The organism is Maribacter hydrothermalis, assembly GCF_001913155.1.
Lineage (GTDB): Bacteria > Bacteroidota > Bacteroidia > Flavobacteriales > Flavobacteriaceae > Maribacter > Maribacter hydrothermalis.
The window spans coordinates 669,941-693,510 of record NZ_CP018760.1 but is presented as its reverse complement, the minus strand read 5'-3'; the positions used below and the strand labels follow the sequence as shown (position 1 = coordinate 693,510).

The 23,570-nt window shown below is 34.3% G+C and carries 18 protein-coding genes; 7 read left to right on the top strand and 11 right to left on the bottom strand.

Features of this window, described 5'->3' with window-relative positions; translation table 11 throughout:
• Nucleotides 1-41: 41 nt before the first annotated feature.
• On the bottom strand, nt 42-1,157 hold the full coding sequence (locus BTR34_RS03040; RefSeq protein ID WP_068485035.1) for a serine hydrolase domain-containing protein: 1,116 nt from the start codon (nt 1,155-1,157) through the stop codon (nt 42-44).
• A 116-nt stretch (nt 1,158-1,273) separates the two neighbouring features.
• On the opposite strand from BTR34_RS03040, the gene rimO reads away from it, so the two are divergent.
• Entirely contained in the window at nt 1,274-2,578 is a 1,305-nt protein-coding gene (rimO, locus tag BTR34_RS03035) for a 30S ribosomal protein S12 methylthiotransferase RimO (RefSeq protein ID WP_068485034.1), read from the top strand.
• A gap of 1 nt (nt 2,579) precedes the next feature.
• Here rimO and BTR34_RS03030 read toward each other — a convergent pair whose 3' ends face one another.
• From BTR34_RS03030 to BTR34_RS03000, 7 genes are all read right to left on the bottom strand, one after another.
• Entirely contained in the window at nt 2,580-3,536 is a 957-nt protein-coding gene (locus tag BTR34_RS03030; protein ID WP_068485033.1) for a lipid A deacylase LpxR family protein, read from the bottom strand.
• 110 nt (nt 3,537-3,646) lie between these two features.
• Nucleotides 3,647-4,873 (bottom strand): DUF3999 family protein, encoded by a 1,227-nt coding sequence (locus tag BTR34_RS03025; protein ID WP_068485032.1) that lies wholly within the window; start codon nt 4,871-4,873, stop codon nt 3,647-3,649.
• Nucleotides 4,857-7,223 carry a DUF2339 domain-containing protein gene (locus BTR34_RS03020; protein WP_068485031.1) on the bottom strand — a complete coding sequence of 789 codons (2,367 nt, stop codon included), beginning with the start codon at nt 7,221-7,223 and terminating at the stop codon, nt 4,857-4,859. The genes BTR34_RS03025 and BTR34_RS03020 overlap by 17 nt, the downstream gene beginning before the upstream one ends.
• A gap of 161 nt (nt 7,224-7,384) precedes the next feature.
• On the bottom strand, nt 7,385-7,579 hold the full coding sequence (locus tag BTR34_RS03015; protein ID WP_074472166.1) for a DUF4177 domain-containing protein: 195 nt from the start codon (nt 7,577-7,579) through the stop codon (nt 7,385-7,387).
• Between the two features lie 8 nt (nt 7,580-7,587).
• On the bottom strand, nt 7,588-10,038 hold the full coding sequence (locus BTR34_RS03010; RefSeq protein WP_068485154.1) for a M14 family metallopeptidase: 2,451 nt from the start codon (nt 10,036-10,038) through the stop codon (nt 7,588-7,590).
• 382 nt (nt 10,039-10,420) lie between these two features.
• Nucleotides 10,421-10,615, bottom strand: a complete 195-nt coding sequence (locus BTR34_RS03005) for a DUF4177 domain-containing protein (protein WP_074472165.1) — start codon at nt 10,613-10,615, stop codon at nt 10,421-10,423.
• Nucleotides 10,616-10,623: 8 nt separating this feature from the next.
• Nucleotides 10,624-13,077 (bottom strand): M14 metallopeptidase family protein, encoded by a 2,454-nt coding sequence (locus BTR34_RS03000; RefSeq protein WP_068484073.1) that lies wholly within the window; start codon nt 13,075-13,077, stop codon nt 10,624-10,626.
• Nucleotides 13,078-13,248: 171 nt separating this feature from the next.
• Between BTR34_RS03000 and bshC the strand changes: the two genes are divergently transcribed.
• Entirely contained in the window at nt 13,249-14,850 is a 1,602-nt protein-coding gene (gene bshC, locus BTR34_RS02995) for a bacillithiol biosynthesis cysteine-adding enzyme BshC (RefSeq protein ID WP_068484075.1), read from the top strand.
• A 6-nt stretch (nt 14,851-14,856) separates the two neighbouring features.
• Complete coding sequence (locus tag BTR34_RS02990; protein ID WP_068484077.1) at nt 14,857-16,230, top strand: glycosyltransferase family 39 protein; 1,374 nt, start codon at nt 14,857-14,859, stop codon at nt 16,228-16,230.
• Here the strand turns inward: BTR34_RS02990 and BTR34_RS02985 are convergent.
• A complete protein-coding gene (locus BTR34_RS02985) occupies nt 16,227-16,772 on the bottom strand; it encodes a pyridoxamine 5'-phosphate oxidase family protein (RefSeq protein WP_068484079.1) in 546 nt (181 codons plus the stop codon). The two genes, BTR34_RS02990 and BTR34_RS02985, sit on opposite strands and share 4 nt — an antisense overlap.
• 397 nt (nt 16,773-17,169) lie before the next feature.
• Nucleotides 17,170-17,895: an SIMPL domain-containing protein gene (locus BTR34_RS02980; RefSeq protein WP_068484081.1), complete on the bottom strand. Its 726-nt coding sequence runs from the start codon at nt 17,893-17,895 to the stop codon at nt 17,170-17,172.
• A 75-nt stretch (nt 17,896-17,970) separates the two neighbouring features.
• Between BTR34_RS02980 and guaA the strand changes: the two genes are divergently transcribed.
• From guaA to BTR34_RS02960, 4 genes are read left to right on the top strand one after another with little or no spacing between them, the layout of a single operon-like run.
• Nucleotides 17,971-19,503, top strand: a complete 1,533-nt coding sequence (gene guaA / locus BTR34_RS02975) for a glutamine-hydrolyzing GMP synthase (protein WP_068484083.1) — start codon at nt 17,971-17,973, stop codon at nt 19,501-19,503.
• 1 nt (nt 19,504) lies between these two features.
• Nucleotides 19,505-21,691: a LysM peptidoglycan-binding domain-containing protein gene (locus BTR34_RS02970; RefSeq protein WP_068484085.1), complete on the top strand. Its 2,187-nt coding sequence runs from the start codon at nt 19,505-19,507 to the stop codon at nt 21,689-21,691.
• A 1-nt stretch (nt 21,692) separates the two neighbouring features.
• Nucleotides 21,693-22,097: an OsmC family protein gene (locus BTR34_RS02965; RefSeq protein WP_068484087.1), complete on the top strand. Its 405-nt coding sequence runs from the start codon at nt 21,693-21,695 to the stop codon at nt 22,095-22,097.
• 41 nt (nt 22,098-22,138) lie between these two features.
• Nucleotides 22,139-22,615 carry a DUF922 domain-containing protein gene (locus BTR34_RS02960; protein ID WP_068484089.1) on the top strand — a complete coding sequence of 159 codons (477 nt, stop codon included), beginning with the start codon at nt 22,139-22,141 and terminating at the stop codon, nt 22,613-22,615.
• A 74-nt stretch (nt 22,616-22,689) separates the two neighbouring features.
• Here the strand turns inward: BTR34_RS02960 and BTR34_RS02955 are convergent, their stop codons facing one another.
• The gene (locus BTR34_RS02955; protein ID WP_068484091.1) at nt 22,690-23,559 is read right to left on the bottom strand and encodes a hydroxypyruvate isomerase family protein; all 870 of its coding nucleotides are present in this window, start codon (nt 23,557-23,559) and stop codon (nt 22,690-22,692) included.
• Nucleotides 23,560-23,570 lie beyond the last annotated feature (11 nt).

Sequence of the window (23,570 nt, the reverse complement as noted above, 5' to 3'; positions counted from 1 at the left end):
GTTATGGAGTAGCGAAAATTTTATCGTTATGAGTTTGGGTACTATTCTATAATTTCATTTATGAAGCCCCATAGGTCATTGTCAAACCCTGTAGGGCCTAGAAGTTCTTCATTGCTAGCGTCTCCCATACGTATTACAATTAAATCTAGACTAGGAACCATATATAGTTTTTGGTCATTAAGTCCTAATCCCGCAAAAAGGTCAGCAGGTGCATTTGGTATTAGGCTACCTGTAAATTCTTCTTCAGAACCAGGTACTCTAAAACTACTTTTTCCATTTAACCAATACAAATATCCGTATGATAGATTTAATTCTTGAGATGTATTAGTCATGGCATTGAAATAGGTTTGGTCAGAAAGTATGGTGGTACCTTTCCATATTCCTTTATTTAAATTTAAGATTCCAAAACGGGCCATGCTTCTAGCGGTACTAAAATATACATTGTTATAGCCAACTTCTATAAACAGACCCTGCATACCAATTGGTTCTTTAATTTTTTCCGAGAAATATGAATTAAAATCTTTGTTGGTGGCACTTGCTATTACGTCATCAATTAATGTGTAGGGCGCATTATGATAGTACCATTTGGTACTTGGTGCATTTAAATATTTTAAACATTCTGGGTCGGTACAAAAATCATCATCAACCGTATAATCTAAACCTGTAGTCATCGTTAATTGATTTTCTATTGTAATGGCTAATTCTTTTTCAGAATTCATGCTAGACCATCCTTCGCCTAAATAGCGGGTTGTAGGGTCCGTAATAGCGAGTAAACCTTCTTGTTGTGCAATACCGGTTAGCATCGAAGTCAATGGTTTACCTGCAGAATTCCATGTATGATTATCATCTTGTTTAAAATCACCAAAATATTTTTCTATTACAATTCGGCCATCTTTTAAGACTAGAAAAGCATCGGTATTATTGTCATCTAAATAAGTGTATAAGTCTGCTACCTTATCTTCATTCCATCCTAGCGTTTTCATTGAAATTGTTTCCCATTCATCTGTTCTGGAGATAGGAGGAAAATATGTTTCTAACGGTATTGGCGTTATAACAGCAGGTGTTTCTATTTTTTCTGTTTCAGTATCCGATTCATTAGAACAAGAAAAATTTAATAACAATAAGATAAGTAGGCCAAAATTTTGGGAAAACTTCATGGTCAATTTTATTATAATAGGCTGATTTTCAATAATCGCCTAAAGTTTAGGCTAATTTTGTCCATATCTAACGTTTTTAATTAGCCAAATCGTATTTTTGCACCCCAATTAAAAATATGAGGACAAAAACTCTTAAGAAGAACAAAATCAATGTAGTAACCCTTGGTTGTTCAAAGAATGTTTACGATTCAGAAGTACTCATGGGTCAATTAAAGGCCAACAACAAAGATGTTGTGCATGAAGAAGAAGGAAACATAGTTGTAATTAACACTTGTGGCTTTATTGCAAATGCCAAGGAAGAGAGTGTCAATACTATTTTAGAATATGTTCAAAAGAAGGAGCAAGGTGCTGTTGACAAGGTTTTTGTTACTGGTTGTTTAAGCGAACGTTATAAGCCAGACTTGCAAAAAGAGATACCTAATGTAGATGAGTACTTTGGTACCAGTGAGTTACCAGGTTTGCTGAAAGCTTTAGAAGCAGATTACAAACATGAGTTAATAGGGGAACGATTAACAACAACGCCTAAAAATTACGCTTATTTAAAGATAGCCGAAGGCTGCGATAGACCCTGTTCGTTCTGCGCTATTCCTTTAATGAGAGGAAAACATAAAAGTAAACCGATCGAATATTTGGTGACCGAGGCCGAAAAATTGGCGGCCAAAGGTGTAAAGGAACTAATTTTAATTGCCCAAGATCTTACGTATTACGGATTAGATATATATAAGAGGAGAAATCTTGCAGAGCTTTTAGAAGCTTTGGTGAAGGTTGAAGGTATTGAGTGGATACGTTTACATTATGCATTTCCAGCAGGTTTTCCAATGGATGTTTTAGATGTAATGAACAGAGAACCAAAGGTTTGTAACTATTTAGATATACCGTTACAGCATATATCTGACCGTATTCTTAAAAGTATGCGCAGAGGTACTACAGAGGCAAAAACTACTAAGTTACTTAAAGAGTTTAGAGCTGCTGTACCGGAAATGACTATTAGAACAACATTAATAGTTGGTTACCCTGGTGAAACAGAAGAAGATTTCGAGATTCTTAAGAACTGGGTAATTGCTATGCGTTTTGAGCGTTTGGGCTGTTTTACCTATAGCCACGAAGAAAATACACACGCGTATACTTTGGTAGATGATGTTCCTGAAGAGGTAAAACAGGAGCGTGCCAATATAATCATGGAAATACAATCTCAAATTTCTTGGGAATTGAACCAGAAGAAAGTTGGTGAGACTTTTCGTTGTATTATAGATCGTAAAGAAGGAAATTATTTTATAGGTAGAACAGAGTTTGATTCTCCGGATGTTGATAATGAGGTTTTAATAGATGCTACTAAGCACTACGTAAAGCAAGGGGAATTCGTAAATGTAAAGATTATAGAAGCGGCTGATTTTGACCTTTACGGTGAACCCGTTTCTTAATCTATCTAAATGGAAACCCTAGCTTAAATCCGCCCCAATTGGCAGTAGCACCAGAAGAGAATTCTTTGGTAATAGAGATGCGTGTATATTCTAAGTATAGTTTTCTGTATTTTAGAATAAGTCCGTAGTCGATTTGTGCGGTAAACCTTTCCATATTTTTTGAAGATATAGTATATGGATTGTCATTGGTAAATATGCCACCTTGCAAAGTGGCGTCATAACCAACAACATTAAAGGTTGGCTGCACAAAGGCATAAAATTTAAATTTTGAAGGTTTTGTGTTTCTTGAAAACGGATTATCTAATAGTCCTACAGTTGTATTAAATCCTATAGATGCATTTGTAAATAAAGTACCTAATTGCAATGAAGTTACTGCATTTAAAATAGCTATGTCTTTATAGTTGAAAAGTTGTTTCTCATGACCAATTCTATAGTTCAGTACTAGATCGTTCTGAATTTGATTATCCCAACCACCGGGAGTTTTGTTCTCTATAAGTCTATGGATTTCTGTTTGCATTTCTTTACCAAAAGCACCAGGGCCAATAAGTCCTAAAGTTAAAGATTGAGAGAATCTTGATTTTTGAAGCGTATCTACTGCAATCACAAAGCTCTTTAAATAGATTGCTGCTGCAAAAGGTCTATCATCAATTTGTATATCTGAACTTACAAAATTACTGGGTGTAAAACCTATGTGTTCCAATGCTAATCCGTAGGTGAAATTATTAGCTTTTGGTTTAAAGAAAATATGGTTTACTGGATTTTTTTTTAAGCCGTTATTTGCATATTCAAAACTATAACCTTGTGTGTAATTTTTGTCTGATGCAGCAAAGAAATCATTATCATAATTAAACCTAAAATAGTAAGCACTACCCATATCTCTGTAGGAGGCAAGGTTATCTATTTTTTGACATAACAAAACTGTTGGCAGCAGTATTAGAATTAGAATGTAATTTTTCATCACACTATTTACGATGAAATATCCTGTAGGGTTTTGTGTTGTTCTCGTTTATGTGAATATCCAAGTTGGGTTAAATTCGCTAAAGTATTTTAATGGTGAAGGTAATTAAACTAAAGCTCCTTCTTCATCATGCCAATAGTGAAATAGCCTAATAGGGCTATCACAACACCGATGATAACCCACAACCACCATTTGTTTTCAAAAAGAGGGTTGCTTATTTCGGTTTCTGGTTTAGGTATTTCAACTACACTACCGAAGCCAAGTTTTGTAATTTTATCTGGCAGTGAAACTGTTGTTTTTGTGATATCGTAGTTCGGGAAATTTGCATTCTGCTTTCCGTAGACTAAGAAATATGTAGCCGGTTCTGTAAAACGTGTGGTTAAGGTATGAACGTATCCTTTTAATTTCGTTCCAGAAATTTTTAATGGTTGATTATCGTTGTTTAAAACGATTACACGCACTTTGTTGGCTAAAGTTCCAGGTAACTGAAAACTATTATCTTCCATAGAAGAAAGTGTTCTAGTAGCTATGGGTCTATAATTATAATGAAACCCTTTTTCTGTTTGTACGCTATCTACTAAATATTGAATTGAGATAGAGCGGTAATAATCAATTTTGTCATCAATAGTTAGTTTTAATAAGTTTAACGGAACGCGTTTGGTTAAATCAATATCTATTATAGTTTTTTTATTCTCTTGTGAAACTTTAAAAGATTCCACTTCATAATCGCGATATTCCGCATCCTTTTTTGCCTTTTTAAGAATGTTCACTGATGTTAAATTCGGCTTTTCTGTACTTTTAATCAGTACTCTATAATACCTGTAATTAGCATCAGGAAACTTCAAGGATGTAAACGAATAATTTGTTTGGTCATTGTTGATGGACAGTATACGATAGTCTTCTAGAATAGTGAACCATTGTTTCTGATCTTGAGTTCCTTCAAGTGTAACTTCCCAATTAAAATTAAGGTCTTGTATGTTTAATAGAATCTCATTGATAGTTTCTTTTTGGGGCAGTTCGTAGGTAAAGAAGTAACCTTTAGAATTATTGACACTATTTAATAAGTTGAACGATATTTCTGAATTTGCATTTTCAGCTTTAGATATTTTATGTAGATATGGGGCTTCTATCGTATCGGTAGCAGTGACCCCATAAATACGTATATCACTCATATTTGTATTCACATCTGCAAATACATCGTTTGGTATTTCTATGGCATGCCATTGACTGTCTATTCCTTTCAATGCTATTTTTTTAGAATAGGAATCCATTTGTCCAAAACAAAATGAAATGGTCAGAAAGGCAGTTAAGAATAGAAAACTATAGTTTAGTTTCATCAAAAATAATGTGTTTGTATTTGTTATAAAGAAAAGAAATAATCAATAATAATACTCCTAGTGAAACAAATACAATGGTCTTAGAAATTGTATTTAGGGAAGAAATATCATAAAAGAATAATTTAACCAGGGTTATTGAGAATAGCACAATGGCACCAATACGCAAATGTTTTTTCTTTTTCCATATACCAAGTCCGATCAATAAAAGAGCATAAACTCCCCAGAGTATGCTAAGTGCTAATTTATAAGATTGTTCAGAACCCGATAAGTCCATCCAATTCAATAATTCACTACTGGTTACCCAAAGAATAGCGGTATGTAAAAGTATTTCAAACGGAATTTTAAAGTTGAATTTTAGATACTGTTGCTGGGCTAATTTGTATATGGTAAATAATAATAAGGCGAAGAAAAGAAATGAAATATAGCGTATGTAAATATTGTATGCTCCAATATTATAAAATTCGGCAAGCTCTTGAGCCAAGTAGTTTTCACGCAGTTCGCTTAACGTATAAAGTCCGTTTGTTAGAAAAGTCAGTGTGGTAAAAAGAGCGGTACCAAATGCAACAATTCCTAAAGTTTTGTTGTTAACTTTCTTACTATTAATGAAGCTTACAATGCTAATAAAAAGCATGGTATACAATAGCTTCCAAATAGCTTTAAGGTCATTAAGGTTGTAGTTGTATTCGGGATAATTACCTGCAGTACCAGATACCTCTATTTTAGATGCATGGAAGGCATTATTCCAATAATGTTCAATTTCAAAATAGATGGCGAAATAAAGGGTTAAAATGAACAATGCAGGAATTCCTAAATCCATCAATTTATGGAATAGAGATTTTCTTTCCAAAGTGTGTTTTGATTGAAAATATAGCATTATACCATAAGCGGCAACGCACAATATAGAGGTTAGGAAAGTGGAATTTAAAAAGGAACTTACATCGTCATTGGTACTGCTGAGCCATGAATATGTTTCTGACCAGTCCATACTCAAACTAAAAATAGAAAGTGCGGCTAATAGGTACGATAGGTACTCGTAAAAAGAAACTTTTTTAGTGCGACCTATCCAGAATAAAAGTGCGGCTTCAAAAGCCCAGATCATTGTTACCCAATTGCCATCTAATTGCACTGGTACAGCAATGGTAATAAATGTAAGTACAAAACCAGAGGTCAAAAAGAATAATTTTCGGTCAGCTAATTTTCTTTTAAAAATAAGTACGGTTATGGCAAAATGAATTAATGCATTGAATAACGTAAATAAACCAAGATAAAACTCACCGCCTTCATAGTTGTACAAACATGCAATTCCGAAGCCATAAAATATAAAAGAATTCAGCATGATAAGGATAATATCGCCGACTTGGAATTTTTCGGATTTTATCAATTTAAACGCTAAAAACGTGGCATAGAACAAGGAAAAGAATATGGCTAAAAAGGCAAAGCCCATAGTGAAATCTTCAGTGTTGCTTGAAAATACATACCAAGAACCGTAAATAAGCCAAGTAAATATAAAGGCAACGTAGTATAGTGCTTTCCAGTATTTCTTAAATGAAATGACCAAGAGACCAATATTTATTAAAGCGATATAACTAAATAGGGCGGTAGCATTACCAGAATCATTACTTAATAAAAATGGTACGGCATAAGCACCAACGAGACCAATATGAGCAATGATCTGTTTATTGTAATTAATTGCCGCTACAACACCGAAAATGGTGAATACAAGCATAATACCGAAAGCTACCATCTGCGGAAACAACCCGTAAAGGTCATAAGCGATAAATGTCAGGAAATAGAGAATGGCCAAAGCGCCACTTACAAGTACAGCACTATAGCTTTTATATTTAGCCTTTAATTTAAAGCCAAATCCTAATAAACCTAAACCAACTAAATAACCTAAAATAATTCTAGTCAGCGGACTTATTAAATTATTTTCGATTGAATATTTAGCTCCGATAACAACACCGATTACGGTAATTAAAATTCCAATTTTATTGATAAGGTTTTCACCTATGAATTTCTCGAGGTTAGATTTGCCCTTAGGCTTTAAAATCTTCTTTTCAGAACTGATTATTGGTTCATTCTGAACAGGAGTAGCAGCTGTTTCGGCTGAAATAGATGTTTGGGTAATTACTGCTTCTGGGGTGACAACAGGTTCTTTTTCAGGGATTATTTCTTGAGCTATGGATGTTTCTTCTATAAGTGTTTCATTGAATTTAAGTGCCTGAGTATTTCTAAGAATTTGAATATCTCTTCGAATTTCATTTACTTCAATATTAAAGTCTTGTTGTTTCTTTAGAAGAAGTTCAAGCTTTTGCAACAAGTGGTTAATTTCTTCTTGGTCGTTAGCCATAGGTATTGGATTTTAACCCTAAAAAATGGGGTGTCCTAATATAAACGCAAAAGGTGAAAGAATGTTGGCTACTTATATAAGCTTCTTAAAATAAAATATCCCTAAACGCTCCAAAGTGTGTCAGGGATATTTTATAAATTTCAAACTACAATTGCCGAAGATTATTTTTCAAAATATAAATAGATATACACAGCAGCTCCAAAATTGGAAGCATCGGTTGAAACTAATCGCCATCCGTCTTTCGCATAAATGTCCAATTTTTCTTGTATTTCTTTCTTAGAAGAGTCAACAATATGGTATTTATCGAATGTCAATTTCGAATAATAGATAAGAGTTTCAACTTTATATTCTTTCATATTATACATTATTTAACCATAAAAAGTGCGTTGGCAAAAAGTAGTTTCCCATTTTCCCAAAAAGCTCTATAAAGTGGATTATCAACCATATAGATAACTTGGCCTCGACCCATTGATTCAGTTCCGTAGATTAAGGTTTCCGCTATTTTCTTTTTTGCTTCACTGCCCGCAAAGCCAGAAATTGGTTGGTTAGCGCCTTCGCTTAAATAAACAGCGGTTCCATTTTCTAGATAATTATAAGAACGGTCTCCTAATTTTAAGGTGAAATATGTGTCTTCATAACCATATGCCAACGGATTGGTGTTGTCTACAGTTGCTTTAAAAATAGCACCTGTTATGGCAGATTTTATTCGCTCTCGATTTGATGATTCAAAAGGATTTAATTGTATAGTTGAATCTTTTTTAAATTCTTTTTCCCTAATTGAATAATCTTTGTCAGAAGATAAGCCGTCAATAGCACCACCCATAGCAATTAGTTTTCCTCCTTGTATTACCCAATCTTTTATCTTTTCATTAATGTGTTTTGTAAGGAAACTATTATAATCCCAACCATCAGGTAAAATTAATATGTCATATTTGGTCAGGTCAACCCTGTTAAAATAATCTTCATCCAATATAGAAACCGGATAATTTAATTGTTGTTCAAAAAAGTTCCATATTTCACCAAAACGAAGTGTAGAGGTGGGTTCTCCGGAAAGTACCGCAATGTTCAATTTTTGAATTACGTCAACATAGCCAGAACCAAAATCCTTACCGCTTTCAACAAAACCAGTATCGGTAGCAGTAAGCTCTTTCAGGTTGTTGCGAGAGGCGCTGTCTAAAATTGAATTGAAGTTCTTTACATTCTTATTATCGCTTTTTGTGATGATAAGTGTTCCTCGACCATGAGAAATACCGTCTAGGGTAAACGGTTTATGAGCATAGCGAACACGGATATTGTTGCGCAAAAGTTCAGCCAGGAATTTAGCGTCTTTCATACTGTTCCAATCGGCAAGGTAGGCATAGCTATCTGGTTTGATTACACCGTATTTGGTATCGTTCTGTGGCATGCGCGTTTTGCTTACCGCGCTTTCACTTGCAACAGCATCCAGACCATAGGCATATGGTAGTGACCATGCAGTATTATCATAGGTGACTGAATCAGCTAGTTTCATTTTAGGTTCAAATAAAACTTTTATCAATGTGCTTTTAGGCTGGTCAGAAGAGATAACCAAGCTTTTATCGGTACTCTTTAGACTTCCAGATTTTCCTGTGTTGTAATCGTAACCTTTTATTGTAGCGTTTTCACCAACTTGATATGCTATGTCATGTTTACTTAAAAAATTAGCCAATGCCTCCAATTTATCAGGGTTTCCATTGAGCACATAGCTCTTGTACTTGTAATTCTTTTTTTGGAAGTATTTTTTAAACTCATCATTCAATTTGGTTGCGTTTTTTGAAGCGACCTCAACAGTTGATAAACCGGTAGTAAGATGATGTGCAATACGATCTTTTAGGGTAAGGGTGTCACCAATGCCTGTAATAACTCCTAAACCGGCTCTGCCGCTACCACCTTGCTCGTAGGTTAAACCAATAGCACCATTATAAGTAGGGTATGAGGCTCCGTAACTAGGATAAAGACCATCAAAAATCTCTTTTGTAAAATAGAACCATCCGTTCTCATCAAAATACTTGGCATTGTTTTTACCTATGGTTACTTGAAACTCTTTTTGAAAATCAGAGAGAACTTCATGCGATGGTTCAGCTGCTGGCGGAAAATAATATGGATTGTCTACACCTTGTTCGTGAAAATCTGCAAGTACGTGCGGCAGCCATTTATTGAACTCTACTGAACGTTGCTGACTTTCAACCTGAGTCAACCATGCCCAATCTCGGTTTAGATCGAACATATAATGGTTACTGCGTCCGCTCCACCAGCCTTCGTTATGTTCCTTGCTAAAAGAATCTACTTGGTTTGGTGAGTTTTTATATTGGTTGTACCAATTTACATACCGGTCTCGTCCATCTGGGTTAATACAAGGGTCTATTAAAACAACAGTTTCTTCAAGGTAACTGCTTTTGGTAGTTAAAAGATCATATATGGTCTGCATAGAGGCCTCTGTACTTACGCTTTCATTACCATGAACATTATAACCTAGCCAAACTATTGCTTTGTCTGGGGCGCCTTCGCCAGTCAAACTTTTCATATGTTCTAACCTAATGTTCTCAAGGTTGTCCATATTAGCTTTTGTTGAGATAGTAGCTAAAAGTAGTGACCTACGTTCATTGGTTTTACCATATTCTATTAAGTTCATACGCTCTGGTTCGGCCTCAGATAAATATGTGTAATAATCTACAACTTGATGGTGCCTTGTAAACTGTGTTCCTAATTCATAGCCCAAAAACTCTGAAGGAGATTTTAACTGCGCCAATGTAAAAAATGGAAGTAACAGAAGTGTGAAGTGTAATTTTAGTTTCATAAGAACGGTTATATTCTGATTAACATAAATTTATAAAATTGTTTTAATAAAAGGTATTTTTAGAATCGATGATAATATCTAATCTTCATATTTGTTAATGTTTTTTATAAGATTTTTTCACCTCGGTGAGCTTTAACACTTGTATATTCCTTCAAAGTTTAACTACCTCTAAATAAGTTTTTTATTATTCAAAAGTAGCTCCAACCTTTACATGAGCTTTACAATTTGATCTTGGTCATTTACCTTCCAATTTGTGAAAGATTTACAATAATTTGAATTGCTTAAATTAACTTGGAAAAATATTTAGTATAGTTGAAAAAAAAATATCCTTGAAACCAGAAAAAGTTCGAAGGATATTTCATCAAAATTTTAAGCTAATTTTTTACTTTTCAAAATATAAATAGATATACATAGCAGCTCCAAAATTGGAAGCATCAGTTGAAACTAATCGCCATCCGTCTTTCGCATAAATGTCCAATTTTTCTTGTATTTCTTTCTTAGAAGAGTCAACAATATGGTATTTATCGAATGTCAATTTCGAATAATAGATAAGAGTTTCAACTTTATATTCTTTCATATTATACATTATTTAACCATAAAAAGAGCATTGGCGAAAAATAGTTTTCCATTTTCCCAGAAACCTCTAAATAAAGGATTGTCAACCATATATATAATTTGACCACGTCCCATATTTTCGGTGCCAAAAATTAAGGTTTCGGCAATTTTCTTCTGAGCCTCGCTACCTGCAAAACCAGATACAGGTTTATTAGCACCTTCGCTTAAATAAACTGCACTGCCGTTTTCTAGATAGTTATAAGCTCTGTCTCCCAATTTCAGGGTAAAGTAAGTATCATCATAACCATAAGCAAGCGGATTTGTATTGTCAACCGTAGCCTTAAATATAGCCCCCGTAATAGCAGATTTAATTTGCTCTCTTTCAGATATATCAAAGGATTCGATAGTATTGGTTGAATCTTTTTTAATCTCTTTTTCTTTAAGAGTAAAATCTTTATCTGATGCGGTTAAGGCATCAATTGCACCGCCCATAACAATTAGTTTTCCTCCTTGTTTTACCCAATCTTTAATTTTTGCTTTTATGTGCTTAGACAGGAAGCTGTTATAACCCCAGCCGTCGGGTAAAATTAAAATATCATAAGTATTCAGATCTACTCTCCCAAAATAATCTTCATCTAGCACAGAAACTGGATAGTCTAGCTGTTGTTCAAAAAAGTTCCAAATTTCTCCAAAACGCAATGTAGAAGTAGGTTCTCCAGATAATACAGCGATATTTAAACTTTGTATAACATCTACATAGCTAGAGCCAAAATCTTTACCACTTTCAACAAAACCAGTATTTGTAGAAAGTATATTTTTAGAATGTTTAATTGAAGCTGTTCTTAAAATACCATTGAAATCTTTAAGATGTTTGTTATCACTTTTAGTAATAATAAGTGTACCACGTTCATGAGCAAAACCATCTAAAGTAAAAGGCTTATGAGCATAGCGAACGCGTACTTTATTACGTAGAAGTTCTGCTAAGAATTGAGCATCTTTCATACTATTCCAATCAGCTAAATAGGCATAGCTATCATTTTCGAATACGCCATACTTAGTGTCATTTTGAGGAGGGTAAGTTTTACTTAGACTAGTCTCTGTCGCTACAGCATCTAGCCCGTACGCATAGGGTAGTGACCACGCCGTAATATCATAAGTGACAGAATCACTTAATTTGGCCATTGGTTCAAACAAAACTTTTACCAAAGTACTTTTGGGTTGATCAGAAGAGATTACCAAACTATTTTTAGTACTATTTAAGGTGCCAGATTTTCCTGTGGTATATTTATACCCTTTAATGGTGTTATTTTCACCAACTTGATATTCAATTTCATGTTTGCTCAATAAATTGGCTAGTGCTTCTAATTTATCTGGATTACCGTTTAGAACATAATTCTTGTATTTGTAATCCTTTTTTAGATAGAATTTTTTAAACTCATCGTTAAGTTTCGAAACATGGTTAGCAGCAACCTCTACAGTAGATAACCCTGTTGTATGATGGTGGGCAATTCTATCTTTTAAAGTTAACGTATCGCCGATACTAGTTATAATCCCTAAACCTGCACGACCACTACCACCTTGTTCGTATGTCATGCCAATTCCGCCACTATAGGTTGGGTAGGTATCACCATAACTTGGGTAAAGAAGGTCAAACACTTCCTTTGTAAAGTAAAACCAGCCATTTTCGTCAAAATATTTTGCGTGATTTTTACCAATGGTTATTTGAAATTCTCTTTGAAAATCAGTAATAACTTCATGAAAAGGTTCCGATGCAGGAGCAAAATAATAAGGGTTATCTACACCTTGTTCATGGAAATCTACATGTACGTGAGGTAGCCATTTATTAAATTGTTTTAGGCGCTGTTGACTTTCTACTTGAGTAAGCCATGCCCAATCACGATTTAAATCGAACATATAATGGTTGCTTCTACCACTCCACCAATTTTCATGATGCTCTTTACTATTAGGGTCAACCTGGTTGGGTGTATTCTTAAATTGATTGTACCAGTTTACATAACGATCGCGCCCGTCTGGATTAATGCATGGGTCAATCATAACTACGATGTCTTCTAGATAACTGCTTTTGCCAGTTAGTAAATCGTAAATGGTTTGCATAGATGCTTCTGTACTTACACTTTCGTTACCATGTACGTTATAGCTGAGCCATACAATTGCCTTGTTTGGCGAGCCTTCCCCATTTAAGCCCTTCATATGTTCTAACCTAATATTTTCAAGGTTTTTCATATTCTCTTTGCTGGAAATGGTAGCTAATAGCAGCGGTCTGCGTTCGTTAGTTTTACCGTATTCAACAAGGTTCATGCGTTGTGGTTCAGCTTCTGCTAAATATTTGTAGTAGTCTACTACTTCATGATGTCTTGTAAATTGTGTGCCCAGTTCATAGCCCAAAAATTCTGAAGGAGATTTTAACTGGGCTAAACTTAATAGAGGAATAAAAAGTAATGCGTAGCGTAGAATTAGTTTCATATTGTTGTTTGTGTTCTGAATCAGCCAAATCTATTAAAATTAAAATAAAATTTACTTCAATTTAGGCGTAGTTTGCCGAGTATTTTGGTTTTTTATACTTGTTGTAATTAACTTATATTTAGGAAATGTAAGAAGAAAGGGTTTTATATTTACCAAGTATTTTATATTTATATGGATATTGACTGTTTGCCTTTAGAAAAGACGGGTTTTTTCTCAAAACTGATTTGTGATTACAGCATCGCAGATGTTAACTTAAAACAATTATATAATCGGTTTCCCGATATTGAAGGATTTAAAGGGCAGATAGAAGAAAAGGGAAGGCATTTTACCCAAGCTCAAAGAGATGTGCTGTACTGTTCTATGAAAAATCAATATCAAAATACAGATATTTCTAAGGATACAGCTGCTAATATTGAGCTGTTGAAAGAGAATAATACCTTTACTGTGGTTACCGGTCATCAGTTAAATTTATTTACAGGTCCCTTGTATTTTTTATACAAAATTATCTCTACCATCAACTTAACCAAGCAATTAAAAACGGAATTTCCAAATAGCAATTTTGTTCCTATTTATTGGGTGGCTACGGAAGATCATGATTTTGATGAAATCAACTATTTTAACTTCAAAGGATTAAAATTTCAATGGAACAAAGAAGCTTCTGGTGCTGTAGGGCATTTACCAACGGAAGGATTAGAGGAGGTTTTTACCTTGTTTTCCAAAACCATTGGCGATAGTAAAAATGCCAAAGTGTTAAAGGTGCTTTTTGAGAATGCGTATTTAAAGCATGATAACTTAACAGATGCCACACGGTATTTAGCAAACGAAATTTTTAAGGACTATGGGTTAGTTATTGTTGATGGGGATGATGTCGACTTAAAAAGGACACTAATACCGTACATAAAGAAAGATATTTTTGAGCAAACTGCTTTTTATAACGTATCGAAAACCATAGAGGAAATAGAACAAATATCATCAGACTATCCCGTACAGGTTAATCCGCGAGAAATTAATTATTTCTATTTAAAAGACGGAATTCGAGAGAGAATTATTGAAAATAAAGGGAAGTATATTGTAAACGAAACGGCCATTTCTTTTACTAAAGAGGAGTTGATTAATGAGATGAACGTTCATCCAGAGCGGTTCTCGCCAAACGTTATCGCTAGGCCTCTGTATCAAGAAGTTATTTTACCCAACCTTTGCTATATAGGTGGTGGCGGAGAAATTGCATATTGGTTAGAACTAAAGGCTGCTTTTGAAGCTATGGAAGTTCCCTTCCCAATTTTATTGGTAAGAAATTCAGCGTTGATCATTACCGAGAAACAAGCGGATAAATTAGAGAAAATGAATATCTCTAAGACCGACATATTTTTGAAGCAGAACAGTCTTATCAATAAAAAGATTAGAGAAATTTCCAATATCGATATTGATTTTTCATCTCAGAAGAAATTGCTCGAGGAGCAGTTTAAAGAAATGTATGCTATTGCTGAAATAACTGATAAGTCTTTCTTAGGTGCTGTAAAAGCGCAAGAAGTAAAGCAAAAGAAAGGATTGGATGCCCTAGAAAAACGTTTGTTGCAAGCGCAGAAAAGAAAATTAAAAGACCATGTAGTTCGCATGACAGCGCTACAGAATGAGCTTTTTCCTACCCAATCACTTCAAGAGCGACAATCGAATTTTTCTGAATTTTATTTGGAATATGGCGAAGATTTAATTCCTATGTTGTTTAAGGCTTTAAATCCGTTAGATTTAAGTTTTACTGTTATTACCCAATAATAAACGATGGGTAAGAACGTATCTCTAAATAAGATAACGGTACTTGCCATATTATCATTATTAGCTGTAACATTTATTACTTTTTTTAAAAGCGCTTTAGAGTTAGAAGACGCTGAGCAAGCGTATTATTCGCAATGGCTTCGTTGGGGTTATGATGATCAACCGCCACTTTATACGTGGTTGCAGTATGGTTTTAATTATTTGTTTGGTATAGGTAAAATAGCTTTCTCTATGCTAAGAGGACTATTGTTTGCAGGTACATTACTTTTACTATACCAATTTTCCGTATTAAGAATTAAAGACACTGACAAATCTAAATTGGTAGTCTTGCTATTGGTATTAGTACCTGTGTTTATAGATTTTACCTTTCGCAGACTTTCACATACCAGTTTACTTTGTTTATGCGTTGTTGCTTCTTATTACAGCATACAACTATTAAAAGCGCGAAAATCTATTTCCAATTATCTTTTACTTGGTTTTCTAGTGGGCGTGGGTATTTTGTCTAAATACAATTATGTATTTTTTCTAGTCACCTTCGCTTTGGTTACTTTATGGGATAAGGAAATGAGAGCTATAGTTTTTAACCCGAAAATACTAGTATCAATTTTGTTTTCGGTTTTATTAGTAGCGCCACATATTTATTGGTTATTAGGTCCAGACGAATTTCAAACCTTTTTGGCATCTAGTGTAGAAGAGAAAATAGGAATAGAGGAAGCGGATTTTGGATTTACATTATTACCTATTTTAATTTATGCAAAAGGATTGTTTGCTTTAATATTTCCTATTTTTTTGGTAATCGGTATAGGTTATTTCACGAAATATTTGAGTTTCAATAAGCAAAAATTACATTGGTTTGCTAAGATGTTCTTTGTGCAATTATTGGTGTTAGGCTTGTTTTTTCTCATTTTTCAAAGTCAGAAAGTAGAGACAAGGTGGTTGATGCCGCTTTTTATTCCATTTATGGTTCTGCTAATAGAGTCTAATAGTTTTAAAAACAATCAGAAATTAGTTCTTGTTGGTTTTTGGATTTTTATTCTGGTAATAGGAATACAAACAATAAGAACCCCAATAGAGAAATTATTGAACATACCATCATCTGTCCATTTTGGTTTTGAGCCAGTTGTTAATAAATTAAAAGTGAATTACGATGAATATCAATGGGTGCTTCCTAATGTAACTTATGCAGGTAATGTGCGTTTGTTATATCCCGAGCGAACCATACTCTCAGCAGATGATTATTCGTTAACCGCTTTAGAATTGAAACATGAGAGGGAAGTTGAAATAACGATTAATCCATCTAACGTAAAACAGGCCACACCTGTAGATAGTCTTATTGGTTTTGGGAAAGAAAAAGAAAATTTATACTTCTTTGTAAATTAAGGAACTAAAAATTCGCCGTTCCAATTATCATCGGTCTTTGTAAATAATGCCCTAATATGATTGGGCCGTTGTAGTTTTAAGTATTCAATTTTTGTTGGAATAATATCTAGTATGGCGAAGTAGTTTTCTTCTTCAATATATTCCACATGATCAGGGTTTTTAATTGCACTGCCCGGGCTAGTTTCTGTAATGTAATCTTTTCTGCTGTTGGGTTGAATATTTTGCCAAGTCGTAGATAATCTATCGGTATCGGTTACTATTTGGGTTGTCCCTTCAACTTTTAATTGTAGCATTTTTTCAGGATGATAAAGTAAAAAGCTAACCTGATTATTTACGGTAATGTGTTTTATCTTCTGCGTGCGGCTATCGGTATATATAGTTAGGCGCAAATCTTCGCTAACCTCACGAAGTACAACGGTACGTAAGCGGGCAATAGTTTCATTGCCTACCGTAGCCATAGTAATGAACCTGAACGGGTGACCTCTCTCGGTTATTCCGTTATGTATTTCAGTACTTAATTCTTCAAAAAATGAATAGATCATACCTATAATTTATATAAATGCAAAAATAATACGATTTATGGGTAGGGTAAAACGAAAGTTGGTTGTTATATAAGTAACAGCTGTTAAAAAGAAATTGATTAGGTTCAATTTAAAGCTTTTGGTTTAAAGTTGGTTTTTAATTTAGTTGAAAGCTCAGGGTGGTTCCTGAGCTTTCTTTTTTATGAAATGTAAGGTTAGTTAAAAAGAACCGACTTAGCCATTGAATACAAATTGTTATGAAAAAGTTTTTTAATGTATTCGGTTTAAAGATTGGTTGATTGGAAAGCCCGGGTGATTACCGGGCTTTTATATTTAAATACATTTTTTTTAACCAAGTATGCTAGTTATAAATTCTTCTTTCCCAGATCAATAAATACATTTGATCAAAGTAGTACTATTACTTTACTTTATACTCTAGACGCATGGTAATTGATGCGGTTTTATTTTTAGAAGAAGTGTTATAAGCACCACCCCAACTGTAGTCTTCACCAGAATTTTGACCTGTTATTTGAAAAACTCCCATATTAGCAGATACTAAGTCACCTAAATTGCTACCGGCATTTTCAGCTATTTTTTCCGCACGAATTCTTGCATCTTCAGTTGCTTTAGATATCATTTCAATTTTTAGGTCGGCTAATTTTGTGTAATAATACCGTGGTGGAGACGAGTTAAATTGCACACCTTTATTTAATAGTTCGGTTATTTCTCGAGATACATTTTCTATAAGTGCAACATTCTCAGATTCAATATTTAAAGTTTGTATTAATTGATATCCCCGGAAAATGCTGCCAACATAATTTCCATTTTCATATTGGTTATCGCGCTGTTCAATAGTCTGTACACTATTAAAAATAATACTATTTGCATCAATACCTTTTGATATCAAATAGGTACGAACAATTTCTTTATCATTATTTAATTGGTCAAAAGCAGTCTTTAAAACTGTACTATTGGTAGAAAATTGACCATCCCAAACAATGAGGTCGGAGGTGAAATTTTCATTCCCTAAACCCGTTACAGAGATAATTTGAGGCGGACTTGCTCTTTGTACATAGGCATTGCCTAAAAAATAGGCAGCGATAACAATTGCTACCCCAAAAATAATTGCACTTACTTGTTTCATAAAAAAATTTTAAAATCCAATTTAAATATAACTAAAAGATACTTTTCAAGAACTGTCAATTTGCTATTTTTGCCCATGCAAAATAAAGTCCTAATATTAGATTTTGGTTCTCAATACACTCAATTGATTGGTAGACGTGTGCGTGAGCTAAATATTTTCTCCGAAATTAAACCTTATAATAAACTACCACAAGACCTTTCTGAGTATAATGCGGTGATACTTTCGGGATCTCCATTGTCAGTTAGAGGAGACGATGCAGTGCATCCAGACCTGTCTGAAATTCGCGGTAAAAAACCATTATTGGGTGTTTGTTATGGTGCACAATATTTAGCACATTTTCACGGTGGTAGTGTAGAAAAATCCAATACTAGAGAATATGGCCGTGCCAACCTTAGTTTTATTAAGGAAAACGAACCATTTTTTGATAAAGTAAGTACAGGCAGTCAAGTATGGATGAGCCATGCTGATACTATTAAGCATCTGCCTGAGAATACAACCCTATTGGCAAGCACCCATGATGTGGAAAATGCAGCCTTTAAGTTTATAGGAGAAGAAACGTATGCAATACAATTTCACCCAGAAGTATATCACTCTAAAGACGGAAAACAGGTTCTGGAGAACTTTTTGGTAAATATTGCCGGAATGGAACAAACTTGGACACCCGATGCTTTTGTTGATAAAACGGTAGCGGAGCTAAAAGAAAAAATTGGTGATGAAAAGGTAATCTTAGGATTGTCTGGCGGAGTAGACTCTTCTGTTGCAGCGGTATTATTGCATAAGGCAATAGGTAAAAACTTGCATTGTATATTTGTAAATAACGGACTTTTGAGAAAGAACGAGTTTACAGATGTATTGAAGCAATACGAAGGTATGGGCTTAAATGTGAAAGGTGTAGATGCTTCGGCACGTTTTTTGGATGATCTAGCTGGTGAAAGTGATCCAGAAACGAAAAGAAAAACAATTGGTCGCGTATTTATAGAGGTTTTTGATGATGAATCGCATTTGGTAGAAAATGCAAAATGGCTGGCACAGGGTACTATTTATCCAGACGTTATAGAGTCTGTTTCGGCAACCGGGGGTCCGTCACAAACCATTAAAAGTCACCATAATGTAGGCGGTTTGCCAGATTTCATGAAATTGAAGGTGGTAGAGCCTTTGAAGATGTTGTTTAAGGATGAAGTAAGAAGAGTGGGAGCAAGCTTGGGTATCGACAAGGCATTATTGGGTAGACATCCTTTTCCAGGTCCTGGTTTGGCAATTCGTATTCTTGGAGATATCACACCAGAGAAAGTAGCTATTTTGCAAGAGGTAGATGCTATTTTTATAGACGGATTAAAAAAATGGGATTTATACGATAAAGTATGGCAAGCAGGTGCCATGTTACTACCTGTAAATAGTGTTGGTGTTATGGGCGATGAGCGTACCTACGAAAAATGTGTTGCGCTTAGAGCTGTAGAAAGTACAGATGGTATGACTGCTGATTGGGTGAATCTGCCATACGAGTTTTTACAAAAAACATCAAATGATATCATTAATAAAGTCCCTGGGGTAAATCGTGTCGTATATGATATAAGTTCAAAGCCGCCAGCAACAATAGAATGGGAATAGTATGAAATATATATTTAATAAAATTTACATCATTGGTTCATTTTGCCTTTTGGTCTCGTGTACGGCATTGGCCCAAAAGTTTAATACTCACGAAGTAAAACAAGGAGAAACGTTAGAAAGTATTTCTAAAATGTATGGAGTAACGCCTGCAAATATTCTTCAGTATAATAAGGAAATTAAGCAAGGACAGGCATTAAGGGTTAATACCATTTTAGTGGTGCCGGGTAAAAAGACTGCTAATAGTTCAACTAAGCCTACTTCTGATGTTAAAAAAAGTGATCATAAAGATTCAATTGTAGCTAGAGAACCTTTTGGTTTTACTACACACAGGGTAAAGAAAAGAGAAACAATTTTCGGAATTACCCAACAATATAAAATTACCGAAGAGGAACTTAAGAAGTATAATACTCAGTTATACGCGTCTTCATTGCAAAAGAAGATGGAATTGCGTATTCCTAAATATAAAGTTCCATTAATACAAAAGACGGTACTTAATGAAGATGAGTTAGAGAAGTATATTGTTGCCGCAAAAGAAACAAGGTGGAGTATTGCCCATAAATATGGTATAACTATAGATAGCATGTTGGTTTTAAATCCTAGTTTATCTAAAACTACCAATTACCTTTCCGAAGGTTTTGAGTTGTTAATGCCTAAAATAGCCGGTAGTAGTGTTCAAAATCAAGTTACACAGTTATACACGTCTTACACGGTACCACCTAAGATGAATTTTTATCGATTAGAGCAAGAATTCGGAGTAAAATCAGATGAAATTGTTCGTTTAAATCCAGAAATTACGGAGCGTGGCGGACTTAAAGAAGGTATGGTTATTCGTATTCCCGAACAAAAAGTAGAAACTGGAGAAATTAACACGGATAATTACATTTTCTATGAGGTTAAACCAAAGCAAAATGAGTTTAGGTTAACTAGAAAATTTGGAATGACCTGGGCTGAAATAGTTCAATTGAATCCTGATTTAAAAGAGGGTCTAAAAGCAGGTATGGTTTTAAAATTGCCAAAAGATAAAGTTGGAGATTTTGAAGTTAAAAATGCACTTGTAATAGATAAGATAAGTTTAGTAGATAGCCTTAACGTTGCAATTGTTCCAAAAGTGTTATTCTTGTTGCCTTTTAGATTAGATAAGGTAAATTTAGCAGATAAGGAGGTTTCGGAAAAAACAATTGACCTAAGAAAAGATATGACGGTTAGTTTAGGCCTTTATTCCGGTGCCTTAGTAGCCATAGATTCCATAAAGTCTTTGGGTATTTCTATTGATGTAAAAACGTTTGACAATCAATTAGATTTAGTAAAAACTAAGCAAATTTTACAAAATGAGCAGCTTGGTGCTTATAGTGCGGTCTTTGGACCTTTAGACGTCCCTTCTTTAAAAGAAACTGCGGTACAGGCCTCTAAATTTAATGTTCCTGTGGTTGCGCCAGTTCGTGCTAAAAGCGATATAAGTTTAAATAATGTTTTCTTTTCATATACTGACGATGCGATATTGTTAAAACATATGCTAGATTATGTTGACGCTAACCATTTAGAAGAAACTATATTGATTATTGCAGATGAAGAAAACAAAAATGAAAAGGAAGCAATTTTAAAAAGATTTCCTTCTGCTAAAGTTGTAGTAGTAAAAGAAGAAGAAAAAAATATAGGTATTAATAGAGATAAATTACAGACCTTACTTTCGGATAAAGTTCCTAATTGGGTATTTGTAGAATCGGACAATTACAAATTAATATCCAGTGTGGTCTCTATTTTAAATTCATTTCATAACAGCGCTTTTGATCCTTTAGTTGGTAAAGATAAAGTTAGTGTGCGTATGTTTACAACTGATATGAATTCTGCTTTTGAGAATGATGTTATTTCTAACACACATTTATCGAATTTAAAGTTTACATATCCTTCGGTTAATCGTATGGTTACCAATAATTCTTTTGTTGACCGCTACATAAAACGTTTTGGAGATGAACCTGATAGATATGCCGTAAGGGGATTTGACCTTATGTATGATTTGTTATTGAAATTGGCTTATAAAAACGATTTAATTGATGTTTCTAGATTTATAGGTGAAACGGAATACAATGGTAATAAGTTCAATTATGAGCGTAAAGGTGTCTCAGGATACTATAATCAGTCATCTTACATAATGATGATGGACGATTTAAGAATTAAAACATTAGAGTAGAATGACATCAAAAGTAACGTACAACGGAGAGTTAAGAACGGAATGTGTTCATGTAAAATCGAACGATTCCTTTGTAACCGATGCGCCAGTGGATAACAACGGATTAGGGCAGGCATTTTCACCGACCGATACCGTTGCAACAGGTTTAGCAAGTTGTATGTTGACCATGATGGGTATTAAGGCAAACGGATTAGAAGTAGATATAAAAGGTACTACGGCATCCGTTACCAAACACATGGTAGCCTCACCAAGAAGAATTTCTAAAATAGAAGTAGAAGTTCGTTTACCAGGAAAGATATCAGATAAGAATAGAAAAATTTTAGAGCATACGGCAAATACGTGTCCTGTACTCTATAGTTTGCATCCAGACATAGAAAAAGTAATTACCTATCATTGGGATTTATAAATAGAACATATCTTGTTGTAGTTTTATTGGTCGTGTTTAGTATGCTAACTGTTCAGGGTCAAGAGGAAGTGGAATGGTCTTCAGATTTTAGATTTACCTGGGCAGATTTTAAAGGCAAGGTGCCAATTTCGTCAGGTGCTGCTGCAACAACAGCTAGCGGTCTTAGTTATAATTTTTTTACATATTACGAGCACGATGAACTTAAGATAACATATAATGTCTATGCTTACTTTTATCCAACAAAGTCATGGTACAAACCTAAAATATGTACTGATGTTACTTTGTTGCATGAACAATTACATTTTGATATTACAGAACTGTACGCTCGTAAATTTAGAGCACAATTAGCCAATGCCACTTTTTCCGATAACGTAAAAGAAGAAGTTCGTGAAATATACCATGCTACACTTCGTCAATTGAACGATTTTCAAAATAAGTACGATTCGGAAACTAACTATTCTAGAAATTTACCTGTTCAAGAAAGATGGGTGAAAGAAATTGAAGCTGCTTTAAAATAATAAGCCTTTAAGTTTAGGGTATAAAAAAAGCACTTCAATAATAAGTGCTTTTTAATTTTTAGTACTCATGTGAATTACACATCACAAATAGTCACTCCTTGTTTTAAGGCAGCTAATTTATCATCCCAACTAGGAATAAATTCTTGCGCTACATGACCTGTGTATCCAGTTTTTAAAATGGCTTTCATTACCGCGGGGTAGAAAATTTCTTGTGTTTCATCAATTTCGTGTCTACCAGGATTTCCGCCTGTATGGTAGTGTCCGTAATACTGATGGTAGTCTTCAATGTTTCTAATAATATCACCCTCCATTATTTGCATGTGGTAGATATCATACAAAAGTTTAAAGTTTTCAGAACCAATTGCCTGGCAAAGAGAAACTCCCCATTCAGAAGTATCGCACATATAATCTTTATGGTCTACCTTACTGTTCAAGAGTTCCATTTGTAGAACTACTCCATGCTTTTCAGCCAAAGGCATTAACTTTTTTAAACCTAGGGCACAGTTGCGTAAGCCAACTAAATCGTTCATTCCGTTTCTATTGCCACTAAAGCAAATGAGGTTGGTGTAGCCTGCTTCTGCAACTAAAGGAATTACTCGTTCGTAATCTTTTATTAATTCTTCATGTAAAGAAAGGTCGTTCCAGCCTTTTTCAATTCCCATGCCAGCACCCCAACACATAGAAGCGTGAATGTTATATTTTTTTAAGAGTGGAAATTCATCTGGACCAACTAGGTCTATAGAACGAATATCCAGCGCTACTAAATTTTTAAGAAAATCTTCGAAAGGGATGGTTCCATAGCACCAATAACATACACTATGGTTTATATTGTATTTTAATTTATCGTTAGGGTCGATATTTTTATTGTTTGCCATTGCAGCAGAGGTAGTTAAGAATCCGACAGAGGCAGCGGCTGAGGTGCCAATAAAATTTCTTCGTTTCATGTTATTTGATT

Bases quoted from the DNA above. Each gene is read 5' to 3' on its own strand.
- BTR34_RS03040 (WP_068485035.1), bottom strand. From the start codon at position 1,157: ATGAAGTTTTCCCAAAATTTTGGCCTACTTATCTTATTGTTATTAAAT.
- rimO (WP_068485034.1), top strand. From the start codon at position 1,274: ATGAGGACAAAAACTCTTAAGAAGAACAAAATCAATGTAGTAACCCTT.
- BTR34_RS03030 (WP_068485033.1), bottom strand. From the start codon at position 3,536: ATGAAAAATTACATTCTAATTCTAATACTGCTGCCAACAGTTTTGTTA.
- BTR34_RS03025 (WP_068485032.1), bottom strand. From the start codon at position 4,873: ATGAAACTAAACTATAGTTTTCTATTCTTAACTGCCTTTCTGACCATT.
- BTR34_RS03020 (WP_068485031.1), bottom strand. From the start codon at position 7,223: ATGGCTAACGACCAAGAAGAAATTAACCACTTGTTGCAAAAGCTTGAA.
- BTR34_RS03015 (WP_074472166.1), bottom strand. From the start codon at position 7,579: ATGAAAGAATATAAAGTTGAAACTCTTATCTATTATTCGAAATTGACA.
- BTR34_RS03010 (WP_068485154.1), bottom strand. From the start codon at position 10,038: ATGAAACTAAAATTACACTTCACACTTCTGTTACTTCCATTTTTTACA.
- BTR34_RS03005 (WP_074472165.1), bottom strand. From the start codon at position 10,615: ATGAAAGAATATAAAGTTGAAACTCTTATCTATTATTCGAAATTGACA.
- BTR34_RS03000 (WP_068484073.1), bottom strand. From the start codon at position 13,077: ATGAAACTAATTCTACGCTACGCATTACTTTTTATTCCTCTATTAAGT.
- bshC (WP_068484075.1), top strand. From the start codon at position 13,249: ATGGATATTGACTGTTTGCCTTTAGAAAAGACGGGTTTTTTCTCAAAA.
- BTR34_RS02990 (WP_068484077.1), top strand. From the start codon at position 14,857: ATGGGTAAGAACGTATCTCTAAATAAGATAACGGTACTTGCCATATTA.
- BTR34_RS02985 (WP_068484079.1), bottom strand. From the start codon at position 16,772: ATGATCTATTCATTTTTTGAAGAATTAAGTACTGAAATACATAACGGA.
- BTR34_RS02980 (WP_068484081.1), bottom strand. From the start codon at position 17,895: ATGAAACAAGTAAGTGCAATTATTTTTGGGGTAGCAATTGTTATCGCT.
- guaA (WP_068484083.1), top strand. From the start codon at position 17,971: ATGCAAAATAAAGTCCTAATATTAGATTTTGGTTCTCAATACACTCAA.
- BTR34_RS02970 (WP_068484085.1), top strand. From the start codon at position 19,505: ATGAAATATATATTTAATAAAATTTACATCATTGGTTCATTTTGCCTT.
- BTR34_RS02965 (WP_068484087.1), top strand. From the start codon at position 21,693: ATGACATCAAAAGTAACGTACAACGGAGAGTTAAGAACGGAATGTGTT.
- BTR34_RS02960 (WP_068484089.1), top strand. From the start codon at position 22,139: ATGCTAACTGTTCAGGGTCAAGAGGAAGTGGAATGGTCTTCAGATTTT.
- BTR34_RS02955 (WP_068484091.1), bottom strand. From the start codon at position 23,559: ATGAAACGAAGAAATTTTATTGGCACCTCAGCCGCTGCCTCTGTCGGA.